The organism is Psychrobacter sp. ENNN9_III (genome assembly GCF_001462175.1).
Classification (GTDB): Bacteria; Pseudomonadota; Gammaproteobacteria; order Pseudomonadales; family Moraxellaceae; genus Psychrobacter.
Genome location: NZ_LNUO01000017.1, coordinates 1 through 14,133, shown reverse-complemented (window position 1 = coordinate 14,133; position 14,133 = coordinate 1). Strand labels below are relative to the sequence as shown.

Annotated in this window: 11 protein-coding genes and 4 tRNA genes; 10 read left to right on the top strand and 5 right to left on the bottom strand. The window is 42.8% G+C overall.

Annotated elements, in window-relative coordinates; translation table 11 throughout:
- Positions 1-116: 116 nt before the first annotated feature.
- Both PENNN9_RS01085 and hemA read right to left on the bottom strand, forming a co-directional pair.
- Complete coding sequence (locus tag PENNN9_RS01085; protein ID WP_058367926.1) at positions 117-1,253, bottom strand: aminotransferase class V-fold PLP-dependent enzyme; 1,137 nt, start codon at positions 1,251-1,253, stop codon at positions 117-119.
- 512 nt (positions 1,254-1,765) lie between these two features.
- Positions 1,766-3,124, bottom strand: a complete 1,359-nt coding sequence (hemA, locus tag PENNN9_RS01080) for a glutamyl-tRNA reductase (protein WP_058367925.1) — start codon at positions 3,122-3,124, stop codon at positions 1,766-1,768.
- Between the two features lie 640 nt (positions 3,125-3,764).
- Between hemA and PENNN9_RS01075 the strand changes: the two genes are divergently transcribed.
- The 10 genes from PENNN9_RS01075 to PENNN9_RS01030 all read left to right on the top strand — a co-directional run bounded on the left by PENNN9_RS01075 (position 3,765) and on the right by PENNN9_RS01030 (position 12,673).
- Positions 3,765-5,705, top strand: coding sequence for a tetratricopeptide repeat protein (locus PENNN9_RS01075; RefSeq protein WP_227511678.1), 1,941 nt, complete (start codon positions 3,765-3,767; stop codon positions 5,703-5,705).
- A 247-nt stretch (positions 5,706-5,952) separates the two neighbouring features.
- A complete protein-coding gene (lolB, locus tag PENNN9_RS01070) occupies positions 5,953-6,546 on the top strand; it encodes a lipoprotein insertase outer membrane protein LolB (RefSeq protein ID WP_058367923.1) in 594 nt (197 codons plus the stop codon).
- A gap of 15 nt (positions 6,547-6,561) precedes the next feature.
- Positions 6,562-7,533 carry a 4-(cytidine 5'-diphospho)-2-C-methyl-D-erythritol kinase gene (ispE, locus tag PENNN9_RS01065; RefSeq protein ID WP_413771728.1) on the top strand — a complete coding sequence of 324 codons (972 nt, stop codon included), beginning with the start codon at positions 6,562-6,564 and terminating at the stop codon, positions 7,531-7,533.
- Positions 7,534-7,675: 142 nt separating this feature from the next.
- Positions 7,676-7,751, top strand: a tRNA-Gln gene (locus tag PENNN9_RS01060).
- Between the two features lie 163 nt (positions 7,752-7,914).
- Positions 7,915-7,990: transfer RNA gene (locus tag PENNN9_RS01055), tRNA-Gln, on the top strand.
- A 110-nt stretch (positions 7,991-8,100) separates the two neighbouring features.
- Positions 8,101-9,048, top strand: coding sequence for a ribose-phosphate pyrophosphokinase (locus tag PENNN9_RS01050; RefSeq protein WP_058367921.1), 948 nt, complete (start codon positions 8,101-8,103; stop codon positions 9,046-9,048).
- A 388-nt stretch (positions 9,049-9,436) separates the two neighbouring features.
- Complete coding sequence (locus PENNN9_RS01045) at positions 9,437-10,123, top strand: 50S ribosomal protein L25/general stress protein Ctc (protein ID WP_058367920.1); 687 nt, start codon at positions 9,437-9,439, stop codon at positions 10,121-10,123.
- 224 nt (positions 10,124-10,347) lie between these two features.
- Positions 10,348-10,929, top strand: coding sequence for an aminoacyl-tRNA hydrolase (gene pth, locus PENNN9_RS01040; RefSeq protein WP_058367919.1), 582 nt, complete (start codon positions 10,348-10,350; stop codon positions 10,927-10,929).
- Positions 10,930-11,092: 163 nt separating this feature from the next.
- A complete protein-coding gene (gene panD / locus PENNN9_RS01035) occupies positions 11,093-11,473 on the top strand; it encodes an aspartate 1-decarboxylase (protein ID WP_010196068.1) in 381 nt (126 codons plus the stop codon).
- A gap of 159 nt (positions 11,474-11,632) precedes the next feature.
- Positions 11,633-12,673 (top strand): calcium/sodium antiporter, encoded by a 1,041-nt coding sequence (locus PENNN9_RS01030; protein ID WP_058367918.1) that lies wholly within the window; start codon positions 11,633-11,635, stop codon positions 12,671-12,673.
- Between the two features lie 46 nt (positions 12,674-12,719).
- Here the strand turns inward: PENNN9_RS01030 and PENNN9_RS01025 are convergent, their stop codons facing one another.
- The 3 genes from PENNN9_RS01025 to PENNN9_RS01015 form a co-directional block, all read right to left on the bottom strand.
- Positions 12,720-13,376: an RDD family protein gene (locus PENNN9_RS01025; RefSeq protein ID WP_058367917.1), complete on the bottom strand. Its 657-nt coding sequence runs from the start codon at positions 13,374-13,376 to the stop codon at positions 12,720-12,722.
- A 178-nt stretch (positions 13,377-13,554) separates the two neighbouring features.
- A tRNA-Arg gene (locus PENNN9_RS01020) sits at positions 13,555-13,631 on the bottom strand.
- Positions 13,632-13,813: 182 nt separating this feature from the next.
- A tRNA-Ser gene (locus PENNN9_RS01015) sits at positions 13,814-13,903 on the bottom strand.
- Positions 13,904-14,133 lie beyond the last annotated feature (230 nt).

Below are 14,133 nucleotides of genomic sequence, written 5' to 3'. Positions count from 1 at the left end.
CAAAAAAAATACTGAGCACAAAGTCTCAGTATTTTTTGGCCAAAAGCCGCTTAGTAGATACAGATATTATTTAGCTAATACTTTTTTGGCCAAAAGCCGCTTAGTAGATACAGATATTATTTAGCTAATACTTTATCAAGTACTGACTCAAAACGTTGTACCGCACCGTCGATATCCGTTAGCTTATCTAAGCCAAATAAACCTAAGCGGAAGGTTTTGAAGCTATCAGGCTCACCCACTTTTAATGGTACGCCAGAGGCGATTTGCATGCCAGCTTCAGCAAAAGCACTACCTTTATGCATATCATCACGTTCAGTATAAGAAACGACGACTCCTGGCGCTTTAAAGCCTTCAGCAGCGACGCTCTCAATGCCTTTATCTTCTAGCACTTTACGGACACGCTTGCCCAATTCCCACTGCGCATCACACAGCTTATCAAAACCGATCTCTTTGGCTTCATTAATCGTATCGCGGAACTGACGCAAGCTATCGGTCGGCATCGTAGCATGATAAGCATGCCCACCATTTTCATAAGCGCGCATGATGTTTAACCACTGCTTTAAGTCAAGGCTAAAGCTGTTTGATTCAGTGTTGTCTACTTGTTTGATGGCAGCATCGCTTAGCATAACGAGTCCAGCACAAGGGGTGCTGCTCCAACCTTTTTGCGGGGCGCTGATAAGCACATCAATACCCAAGTCTTTCATATCGAGCCAGACGCAACCTGAGGCAATACAATCAATTACTAATAAGCCGCCAACGCTGTGTGTCGCATCTGCTAACGCTTTAATGTAGTCTTCTGGCAAGATGATACCGGCTGAGGTCTCGACATGCGGAGCAAAGACGATCGCTGGTTTTTGTTCTTTAATCTTAGCCACAGCGGTTTCGATATCGACAGGTGCAAATGGTTTTGGCGTATCGGTATCTTCAGTACGGTCAGCGGTTAGGACCGTAGATGACTTAGCAATGTTGCCTTTTTCTAAAATTTGCGTCCAGCGATAACTAAACCAACCATTGCGGATGATTAGACAGTCTTGATCTTTGGCTAGCTGCATGGCGACAGCTTCCATGCCATAAGTACCAGAACCTGGAACAATGGCGACGGCATCAGCGTTATAGACTGACTTTAGCTCGCTAGATAAGTCATTCATTACTTGCTGAAAGACTTTTGACATATGATTGAGGGCGCGATCAGTATAGACCACTGAATATTCTAATAAACCTTCTGGGTCGACATCTTGACGTAATGCGGTCATGGGACACTCCTTGTTTGTTGTTAGATTATGTAGGTGTTATTGATTTTTAATTATAAAAAAGCTTGGTTATAGCAAATTTTTGGTACTAAACTTGGGCACTGATACGATTAACTAGGCAACAGTACCGAACAATGAACACCGAGTAATAATAGAGGGTATGACATAGGATTGACGATATAGCACTTTATCCTAGCGCTATTGCCGTTGTTGGTTATGTTTTTTATAACTTAGATTTTATAACTTAGGCTTCGTAAACCTTAAGTGACATCTGTACCATTATTGATGCTACGCAGCGGTAGGTGGGTAATAATGATCACTGATTCTTGTCTGTTCAGAATATATCAAACAAAAATGAGCACAGTCATACTTAGAGCAAAATGCGTCACATATCGTGAACCAATATCTTTATGACAGCTTGATAGTAGCACTGATAATGACAGTTGACAACGGTTTGTTGGCGTCATAATGGCGTCTATACAATAGATAACTTATTGACGACCAAAAAGCGACTATTACCGCTTACGGTAGGCATCATGTAGTCCCGATACCACAAATTCGAGCAACTCACTATCGCCCTCGCGAGCCGCTTTACGCATAAGCTTTGATGGTGCATGAGTGAGCGTCTGAGTAAGACGCCGTGATAGCTCAGTGATGATATCTTCGGGACTAGCTTCGCCTTGCTCAAGCTTGGCTATGGACTCATGCAGCAGTTTATCGACTTGGGTACGCGTGGACATACGATAGTGCTGGATCTCTTTTCCTACTTGCTTGACTTGAAAGCTACGCTCCATCTCTACGACCAATTGACTGACCAACAGCTCAGCATCGACAGCAGCTTGTCTACGCTGCTCGATATTACCTGCGATTACATGCTGCAAGTCGTCGACAGAATAAAGATAAACGTCATCAATACGACTAATCGTTGAGTCGATATCACGCGGTACGGCCAAGTCAATCATTAGTATTGGTCGATAGCGCCGGCGTTTTAGCGCTTGAATGGTCATCGGTTTATCAATTAACAAATCCATACTGCCGCTGCAGCTACTCACCACATCAGCTTCTGCCAGTACTTGCGGCAGCTCTTGTAAGGACCTAACCTCCACGCTGCGACTAGGATGACGCAGCTCTGCCGCTAGAGCTTCGGCGCGCTCAGGATTGCGATTGCAGATGATAATTCGCCCCACTCCAAGCCCTGCAATATGAGTCGCGACCAAGCGATTCATCTCACCTGCTGCAACCACTAATAGAGTACGGCTAGGTAAATCGTCAAATATTTGAGTGACCAATTTGGCTGCTGCAAAGCCGAGTGATACCGCCTGAGCGCCAACTTGGGTTTCATTACGCACACGTTTGGCCGCTGCAAAGACCTGATCAACAATCCAGCCTAGCTGATTACTGAGTGCTTTTTCGTCCTGCGCAAGATGCACGGCTCGTTTAATTTGACCGAGAATTTGCGGCTCACCCAATATCATAGAGTCAAGACCCGCTGCTACTCGTAGCCAATGAGTAAGCGCATGTGTGTCGCGATGTACGTAGAGATAATCGTCAATTTCGGTCAATGGCAACTGCTTAAAATCAGCAAGCCATGTTTTAATCTGCATGATATGAGCGTTGATGGATGCTGAAAAAGCATGGGAGCTGGCAGTAGCATCCTTACCGAGTGCGTTACTTGCGGATGTTTGAGAAGCTGATATTTGAGGCACTAGGGCATAAATTTCAGTACGATTACAAGTTGAAACTATCACGCTACCATCAGTAAAGGCTTCTAACTGTTCAAGAGCAATATTTACATCATCACCCACGAACGCCAGACGCTCACGTAAAGCGACTGGTGCGGTTTTGTGATTGACCCCAATGACCACTAATCTCATTATGATAGACCATAAACATAACGCTCACCTACCTAATCATTATAGTGTGCTCAAGATATGTTGCAGCATACTACAGTCAAAGATTAGCTGGTGCATAGACGTGACGTTATTGATTTGAATAGGTTATATAGCAGATACTATAAATATAAAACCGCTTATTATATCATTGTTACCAGTTTTATTTAATACCTGCTCACTTGCGATAGCTATTCGCTTGTATCTGGGCGCATGACTAACAAATCAACTGTCATACAAGCTTTTACGAAATATTATTGTTAGATATGCAGAGTATGACCTGTCACCACCGACAAACTAAAATTAAAAACAGCCAGTATGCTATGATTGACACAGCTATTATCAAGAGCGTTTATCTAATCTCTTTGTTTTTTTGGACATAGCGCCTATTTTAGCGCGTCCTTAGTAGTGGTTATTTTTCATCATATTCTGTTAATCTTAGTTTTAGCTGCTGGGTAACATGAGTACTATTGTTTAGTATCTTGATAGGCTTTTATAATGAAGTGTCTTTTTTATTAGTGAATACCCTTACTCTATGATCTTTTTTGGGTGGTTGTTTCAATCAAAATTTACGCTATCGTTTATATACGATCGTCAATTTAATGTTCAATATTTATTAAATGATATGATGAGTCGTCTACGTAAGCGCCGTAAGCTAACCTTGCTGTTGGCTGCATGGCTATGTGTTGGAACTTCTGCTCATGCAAATTTTGTCGCCACCCCATCACTAATATGTACACCTAAGACAGTCATCGTCGATATAGATCGCGACTCGGCTCGTCATAACATCGAAAAAAACAGTACTCGACATACCACGTATCATAAAAGCAATACTGATTTGATGGTATTTCCATTGAACGCCAACTTAGCCTGCACTGATGACCGTGCCCAATTAAAGAGTGATTTAAAAGTCCAAACGGTAGATAGCACAATCAATACTGCCAAGCTGCCTTCAGCGACTGTCTTACAACCAGAGCTTAGAGAGCCTAGTTTATATGCCTTACTAAATGCAGAATTTGCCGCTGATCGCGGTGACATTGAACGGGCGCTTACACTTTATAAGCAGCAGTCTTTTAAAGAAGACGCAACAGCAGTATTTGAGCGTGCGCTGAGCTTGTCGCTACGTCATGACAATGTTGGGGACTCATTACAGTTTGCTAAGATGTGGCAAGATCAGAATCCTGACCATGTACCAGCTTGGTTTTATGTGGCGCATTTGGCGCTTAAAGCTCATGATTATACTCTAGCTGGACAGTCCTTAGAGCGTATTTTACGTTATGATCCTCGTACTGATTTGAGCGACATACTAATTGGTATTTATCCTACGACAGACAGCGATCAGCGTGAGCTGTTAGAAGCCTTGCAGCCTATTAATAGTGAGCAAAACGCTTCTTTATCGGTGTTAAAAGCGGGTCTACTCTATCAGTTCAATGAACCTGAGATAGCCATTATCCATATCAATAGGGCTTTGTTACATCAGCCTGATTATGTACCTTTTATTACCCTAAAAGCCGATATCTTACGCAAAACCGAACCAGCTGAAACAGTGCTTAATTATGTCAACCAAGCACGCTTGCGCAATCCTGATAGCAAAAGCTTGTATTTGTACGAAATCCGCTATTTGCTTGATCTAAAGCAAAGTCAAAAAGCCTTACAATTACTCCTTGATGCTCATCAGCGTTTTGATGATGCAGAGATTACTTTGTTGGCCGCTTTAGTCAGCTTGGATAACGAAGAGTACCGTAGCGCTGACCGTCTCCTAAATGTACTGGCAAAAACCCCTACTTATCTTGATCAAGCATATTATTATTTAGGTATTAGCGCAGAGCGACAGCAGCGCTTTGAACAAGCCAAATCCTATCTAAAGAGCGTCATGCAAGAAGACTTGGTACTGGCAGCACGCAAAAAAGTGGTTGATCTTGAATTATTGGATGGCAATATTGACGCTGCAATCAACACATTGGCTGATCTGCGTAAACAGTTTACCGTTTTTGCTCCCGAAACCTATGTCTTACAAGCTAATATTTTATGGCAGCATGATCAGGCCGAGGAAGCTCTACAGTTATTGACTCGTGTCAGTCGTAAGTACCCTAATGATCAGTCCATACTGTTCGCCCGTGTGCAACTGCTCGATGATCGTAGTGACTATATTATTAAGCGTACTTTGCTTAATCACTTGCAAGCGCTAGATCCTAGCAATCTATCTTACCAGCTAAGTTACGCCCAATTACTGTTATCCAACGATCAAAACTCCGAACAAGGCTTAGAGCTTGCACAAAACATACTTCAGGTACGTTTCGATGATCCTCGCTACGATAACGAGCTGCATTTGCAGGCACTAAATGTGCTGGCTAGCAGCGCTTTGGCCAATGAAAACTACGCGCAAGTCATCGATTATCTAAAAACCCCTTACGATGTGCTGCCAACGCTGCGTTCAGGTGTGCTCTTGCTACGCGCCTATCAAGGACTGGGCGAAAGCGCAAAGGTTAATGCCCTACTTGCGGACTTGCAACAGCGTTTTTCGTTTGGACAACACAACGTCAATGACCGCGTACAACTTTATTAAAAATTGTTTGGGTAACCATGCTCATTTGTTTTCAACACATACAATCGTTACTCATGTGACCAATAAGTCTCTAACAACAACGTATAACTGAGTAACAAATTGAGCGTAATATTTTTGCTCATTAACTATTTGATCATTAACTATATTAAGTTTGCAAATTTTTGAGGTATACCTATGTCAGCCTTTTCACCAACACTCTTTTCAATCCCAAAGCTTTCAACCATAAAACGCCTTCAATCTAAAAAAAATTGTTGCATGTAGCGCAGCGATCACTGCGCTGTTGATTACTTCTGGCTGTCAATCTTTGCAGAGCACGAGTACTAATGCTGGCCCTTCAACTATGGTGCAAGCTCAAAAGCTTAATAACTTTAACATTACAGGCAAGATTGGTGTGACCACGCCTGCCAATAGTACGACTAATACAAGCGCGCAAGGTGGTAGTGCCTTTTATGCTTGGGGACAACAAAATGAGCGTTTTGCCATTGAATTGATCGGCGCGTTAGGTATTGGCAAAACCAATATCGAATACAACGGTCGAACGGCAACCTTAGTTAGTGAAAAAACCGGCACTTTGACAGCTGACGACCCTGAGACCTTGCTACAAAAAGCCACTGGTTGGCAAGCGCCTATTTCACAAATGCCGTATTGGATATCTGGACGCCCAGCACCCTCAGACAGCGCTCCGCAGCTTGATGCGCAAGGTAGGCTGATAAGCTCGGTCAATGGACGATGGACAGCAAGCTTTACTTACAAGGGGACAGATAAATTGCCTATTAAGATTAGCGCTGTGCAGCCAAAAGGCCACAAAGTCATCATGACCATTAATCACCAAAGCAGCTAATAAATATAACCTATGATAATTGATAACGCCTCGTCCTTAAGCGCGCCTATCACACGTTTATCCCCTGCCAAAATAAATCTGTTTTTGCATATTACAGGTAAGCGTGCTGATGGCTATCACAATCTACAAACGGTATTTCGCCTGCTTGACTGGGGCGACTATCTGCATTTTTCGGTAGCAGCTGAAGCTATAGCGACTATCACTCAAGGTACATTAAAGGCTAATAAGCTATGTGATCAGCTGCTAACATTGATTGGGGCAGACGCTGTAACTGTCAGCCTAGAAGACAATCTCATTTATAAAGCAGCATGTGTATTATTAAGTGCTGCTATAAAAGCAAACAAGCTACCCAAACAGCTATATCGAGTATATGTCGATTTAGACAAGCGCTTGCCAATGGGCGCAGGCTTGGGCGGTGGCTCTTCTAATGCGGCGACGACACTGCTGGCACTTAATGAGATATGGGCGTTCAACTTTTCCCAATATGAGCTGATAAACATCGGTGCGACAGTGGGCGCAGATGTGCCGATTTTTATTTTTGGCCAGGACGCGATTGCGCAGGGTATTGGCGAGCAATTAACGCCGATAGCGCTACCGGATCAGCAGTATTTGGTTTTGACGCCTACGGCACATGTCAGCACCGCTGAGCTGTTTGCCCATCCTAAGCTGCAGCGTGATATCGCTCCCCTCTCCATACCGACCATCAAGCGCCAAGCAGCGCACTATACGCAGGCTCTACATGCGCCGTATCATAATGTCTTCACGCCTGTCGTCACCAGCCTTGCCCCCGCCGTTGATGAAGCATTAGATTATTTGAAAAGTTTAGAAAAAGTGGCGTTAGGCACAGCACGAATGACTGGCTCTGGTAGCGCGGTGTTTTTGCCATTAGAGAACAGTATAATTGACGATAAAAAGCTTTTAGCGAAATGGATTGCGGATGCGCCTTGCCCTGCTTATGTGGTAAACAATCTGTCATGTAGTGGCTGACATAGCGACTGAAAGTGCATTTTGGGCATCAAAAAGAGATTACTTTAGTAATATTAGAATTTACTAGTTTTGAATAATTGTCATAAAAAGGCGTAAATGACTTGCAAAATCTCAAAATTTACTTATAATAGGTCGCCACAATAGGGGTATAGCCAAGTTGGTAAGGCATCAGGTTTTGATCCTGACATCCGTTGGTTCGAGTCCAGCTACCCCTGCCATTTTTAGTTTGGATTGCTAGTGATAGCAATTGACAACACCTTCCTAGTTTCGGTATAGTTCGCAATGAACACCGCTCGGGAACGCCGTCCTAGACGGTTGATAGGTAGCGATGCTTGGCTAATAGTTTATTAGCACTCAGTGTTCGTACTACCTAGACATTACAGGGGTATAGCCAAGTTGGTAAGGCATCAGGTTTTGATCCTGACATCCGTTGGTTCGAGTCCAGCTACCCCTGCCATTTTTTACTGTAATAGTAGTCTTCAACTATTTTCACCACTCTTTTCTTTATTTGGGCAGTTAGACACTGCTTAGTGGTCGCTGCTTAAGTCAATAAATAGGACTTCAGTCATGCCTTATTTGGCAATTTTTACGGGCAATGCCCATCCTGAACTTGCGAAAACCGTCGCCGACCACCTACACATCCCTCTTGGTAAAGCTGACATCACGCGTTTTTCTGATGGCGAAATTGCTGTGGAAATCAAAGAACACGTACGTGGTAAAGACGTGTTTATCATGCAGCCAACTTGTGCACCGACCAACGATAATTTAATGGAAATCATGATGATGGCCGACGCCCTGCGTCGTTCTAGTGCTGGCCGTATTACTGCAGTGATGCCGTATTTTGGTTATGCACGTCAGGACCGTCGTCCTCGTTCAGCTCGCGTACCTATTTCAGCTAAGGTTGTCGCTGACATGTTAAACATCGTCAGTATCGACCGCGTTATGACGGTAGATTTGCACTCAGATCAGATTCAGGGTTTCTTTGATATCCCTGTGGACAACATCTACGGCACACCTGTCCTGTTAAACGATTTACAAAAGCAAGATTACGACAACATCATGGTGGTGTCACCTGATGTCGGCGGTGTGGTTCGTGCGCGCGCAATGGCTAAACAGTTGGGCGACACTGATATGGCGATTATCGATAAGCGCCGTGCCCGTGCCAACGAGTCACAAGTGATGCACATCATCGGTGATGTCCGTGACCGTGATTGTGTCATTGTTGATGATATGGTCGATACCGCAGGCACCCTATGTAAAGCCGCTGAAGCATTAAAAGAAAACGGCGCGCGCCGCGTATTGGCTTACATTACCCACCCTGTCCTATCAGGCAATGCCCTAAAAAATATCAGCGAATCAGCACTCGATGAAGTGGTCGTAACCGATACCATTCCATTGTCACCTGCTGCCCAATCATGTAGCAAAATCCGTCAAGTAAGTATCGCACCGATGCTGGCCGAGAGTTTACGCCGTATCAATAACGAAGAATCTATCAGCGCGATGTTTGATGCCTAATTTGATGCTTAGATTTTAGTTGTTATAAACTAACCGTTAAATCTTAAAAACAGCGCCAAGTTTCATGGACTTGGCGCTGTTTTTGCGTCAGCGTTTTGCGTAGGTCTTTATTATTGCTACAAAACCACGTATAATGCGCGCCTGTGCTGACCGTTTGTATTATTTAACCGGCTAGCATTTTCAAAGTGCTGATCATGCTTAGAAGTAACGACTGCCATGATAACCAATATCATAAAAACTGTTGCTGCTAGCAAATGGCTAACGTCATTGGTTGCAAGCTTTATTTGCAATTACCAATCTTAGCTATCATCACCCATTAGTGGATTGGTCGCAAATCCACTTTTTTATGACCAGACACTTCATTTATTTTTTCTATAGGATTATATCCATGAGTACTAATCATTTCTCATTAAATGCCGTTGACCGCTCTGCTGAACAGCAAGGTAAAGGTGCGAGCCGCCGCCTACGTAAGCAGAACCTAGTGCCTGCTATCATCTATGGTGGTAACGAAGAACCAACAGCAATCTCTATCAAGCTTAACGAACTAGTAAAATCACTAGAATTCGAAGCGTTCTTCTCGCACATTTTGACTATCAACGTCGATGGCGAAGAGCACCAAGCGGTTATTAAAGACCTACAACGTCATCCAGCTAAAGGCTTCCCAATGCATGCTGACTTCCAGCGCATTGTAAAAGGTCATAAGATTCACATGAATGTTCCTGTGCATTTTTCCGGTCGTGAAGAAGCGCCTGGTACTAAAGCTGGTGGTATCTTATCTACGCTCGTTTCTGATATCGAAATCGTCTGCTTACCATCACAGTTACCTGAGTACCTAGAAGTTGACGTATCAGGTATGGAAATCGGTGATCTGTTCCGTTTATCAGATATCGACTTGCCTGAAGGTGTTATTATCTTCGATCTTGATATGGAAGATGCGCATGACCGTACTATCGTTAACATGCAGCCACCAACGGTTGAAGAAGTTGACGAAGATACTGATGAAGTTGATGCTGATGAAGTGCCAGCAACTGAGCAAAGTGACAAAGCTGATGAAAATAAAGACGGCGAAGAGTAAATATTACTCGTTGCTTTATTAATGCTATGATGTTTTATAGCAGTAATTGTCAACTTTCTTACTAATACTAAAGACAGTAGGTATTAAATACAGCAGGGGATCAATGTCTCCTGCTGTTTTTGTAAGTGTCATTTATTAAGGCTAAAATAGCAACTGCGGTTTGATGGCAGATTTGTCGTCATATTTGTTTTAATCTATTTATTCTATTAATGCAGAGTATAGTCATGTCCATAAAACTTATCGTCGGTCTTGGCAATCCTGGTCAGCAGTATATGTTTACACGCCATAATGCAGGGTTTTGGTTTGTCCATCACTTGGCGCAGCAATTTAACATTACACTCTCACCTGACAAAAAATTCCATGGCGTGACAGGACGCGGACAAATTCATGGGTCTGATGTGCGATTACTTATGCCTCTAACCTTTATGAATAAATCTGGTCAATCTGTCGTACCGATGGTCAACTTTTATGGTATTGATAATGATGAGTTACTGATTGCGCACGATGAGCTAGACATTCCTGCTGGCAGTATTAAGCTTAAAACAGGCGGTGGTCATGGCGGTCATAATGGCTTACGTGATATTACCCCGCATATTGGCAACGACTTTCATCGCTTGCGTATCGGCATTGGCCATCCAGGACACAAGTCTAAAGTAAGCGGTCATGTCCTCTCAAAAGCTTCTCCTGATGAACAAATTGCAATCGATAGTGCACTTACGGCAGCTTTTGAGGCACTGCCTTTATTATTAGATGGTGATATTGAACGCGCGCGTTCGCAAATTAATAGTTTTAAACTACCTGCCTAAACGGTATGATACTTTTGGTTAAATTTACCTAAAACTGATGATGCTATCTTGGCTTTATCAGTCGGTAGGTAGCACAAACTTTATAAGGTCTTGATTTAGCCTTTAATTTTTGTGCATCCGTCCCCATTAACTGATTACTTTTGTTACGCTAAGGAAGCAATTCATGCTACTTAATATGCTCAAATGCAAATTGCACCGTGCCCGCGTCACCCATGCTGAGCTGCACTATGAAGGCTCATGCGGTATCGATGGCGATTTATTAGATCTTGCAGGATTACGCGAGAACGAATCTATCGACATCTATAATGTCACCAACGGTAAACGCTTTCGCACCTACGCTATTCGCGCTGAAGCTGGCTCTGGCATCATCTCATTAAATGGTGCTGCCGCTCATATGGCAGACTTAGGTGATATCGTCATTATCTGCGCTTATGCTCATTTTGATGAAGTTGAAGCCTCGACCTACCAGCCAAAACTGGTCTATTGTAATGAAGATAACACGGTCAAAGACACCGCAAATATTATCCCTGTACAGGTGGCTTAACAGTTTCTAAAGTGTCAAAAGCACTTATCTTTATAGATAGCCAATAGTAGACTTTGCAAAACTATTTATCTCGATACAAAAGCTGAATCCAAATTGTGGTTCGGCTTTTTTTATATCAATTCAAATTTAATAATTCATTATTTGTAAAGGAAAATACTCATGTGGTTGGCAGGTGTTGCAATACTGATTGGTTTGGCCATTCTGGTTTGGAGTGCTGATGTATTTATTGATGGCGCAACTGCATTAGCAAAGACGTTAGGTGTACCAAGTTTTTTGATTGGGGTCTTGATTTTAGGATTGGGCACATCAGCGCCTGAGATGGTCGTATCAGTCTTAGCAGCGCTAGACGGTAGTCCTGAGCTCGCCTTAGGTAACGCTTATGGCTCAAATATTATTAATATTGCGTTAGTCTTGGGGGCAACAGTCCTTATCAGTCCTATTATTATTCATAAAAGCATTATAGCGCGTGACTTACCTATGCTATTACTCGTTACTGCTCTAGCAGCGTGGCAATTGCGTGATGGCGTGCTCAGCTTGAACGATGGTATCTCATTATTAGTCTTATTAGTCATTGTCTTGAGCATTCAAATCGTGCTGAGCTTGCGTGAAGGCCGCTCAAAGCCTAAAAACAATGTCATCGAAGCCACTCATACAACAAAAAGTATGACAGCAACGAACACCACCATAGAGAACATGGACATAACAAGCTCTGACTCGGGTTATATAGAGCCAAGTTTGGCACGAGGTTTGGGTAGCTTGTTTGTGGGTATGTTGATGTTGGTCTTAAGCTCACGAGCGATTGTCTGGGGCGCGGTCGAGATGGCAACATTTTGGGGATTAAGTGAGTTGATTATTGGTTTGACCATCGTGGCTGTAGGCACGTCTTTACCAGAGCTGGTAGCAAGCCTTGCAGCAGCGCGTCATGGGGAGCACGATATGGCACTTGGCAATATTATTGGCTCAAATATCTTTAATACGTTAGGAGTGGTAGGGCTAGCAGCCGTTATCGCACCGATTACAACCAATCCAATGGTCTTATCTCGTGATGTGTTCGTAATGGCGCTAATTACTTCTCTACTCTTTTTAATGTGTGTGTTTGCTTTTATATCCAATCGAAAATTTGGCCGTACCTCTGGCGCTACGATGATAATGCTATTTATCGGTTATACGGTGTGGCTGGCTCAAACCGCCATTGTATAAAAGGCATCAGCATCATCGGTAAGCTTATGATGCTGAAGTCTTTTGATTATTTGTTCTGTTTGCGATTTTTAAAGCCACGCCATAGACCTTCATGAGCAACTTTTGGCATCTTTAAGGTAATGGTGTTTGAGAGCATATCTTGTACTGCAAGGCCGCGACGATTAAACAAGCAAAATACGTAGTTAAAGACCAAACCCAAAAAGGCACTGGTTAGCAAAATAGCACGCGACCCACCTATTAAGCTGCCAATAATAGCAAAAATTAATGGCATTAATGCAGCTGCTAGAATGCGCTTAAACGATTGTCCCCACGTTAGCAAATGCCCGGCATTGTTGACGGTTTTTAGGCGCCATGTCTGCATACCTAATGTCTGACCACCGCGACGCCAAAACACTCCATAGAAGGCCACTAGCGTCAATATAAAGGATGGTGTCATGATGACGTTTTGATACCAGCTTGGTAGCGACTGCGCCTCTTCAGACTGCGTCCCTGTCTCCATAGTCAGCAGCGTCCCTATTACCGTCAGCATCGTTCCTACCAAGAATAACAATGCTAAGATCAACATACCGTCGTATAAGATCGCAATGACCCGGGTTGTCGGTTTGGCAATAGTAGGCTCTTCGGTTTGAGGGACGCGCTGTTGAGAGGTATTCTTTTTTTGAGGCTTTGACTTAAGGACAGTTTTTGGTGTACTTTTTGACATGATACAAGCTCATAGCAAGCGAAAAATAATGACTCTATTGTACCGTAATTTGGGTGTGTAACGTACACTTATACCAAGCCCAAAAATAGCAGACATAAAAAAATCGCCAAATTGTCATAAGACAGGCGATTAATTTAATCTTTAGCTCGAAGCTTAATAAGACAAGCTAGTATGCAAATGGTGCGCCTGGAGAGATTCGAACTCCCGACCCCTTAGTTCGTAGCCAAGTGCTCTATCCAACTGAGCTACAGGCGCGTATTTTGCACAACATCTACTGTATTTTAATTATCATTTACAGTAAATTAGGTTGGCTATTATATAGCTAATTCAGCTGATGTCAATCGTTTTTTTAATTTAAATAGAGTATTTTCTATTATAAATTTAAACTCACCTGACATCGACTTACTGCATTATAATCTAACAATAAACCGAATAAATGGCGGTGAAGGAGGGATTCGAACCCTCGATACGCTTACACGTATGGTTCCTTAGCAGGGAACTGGTTTCAGCCACTCACCCACTTCACCGAACGATTTAAGACACTTATCGAAATATTTATTAAAATAATTTTAAAAAATATGTCTTTAAACTATAGTATCAATGCTTATTGATACGTCTTATGTCGTGGGCGAGTATTATAACAAAGCCAAAACGAATTGCAAGCATTACCCGCCATTTTCATGACACTTTCTTATAATTTTTAATTAACATGCTTTTTAAGAACCAAATAAGCTCTATTTTTCAACAGATTAGCTTT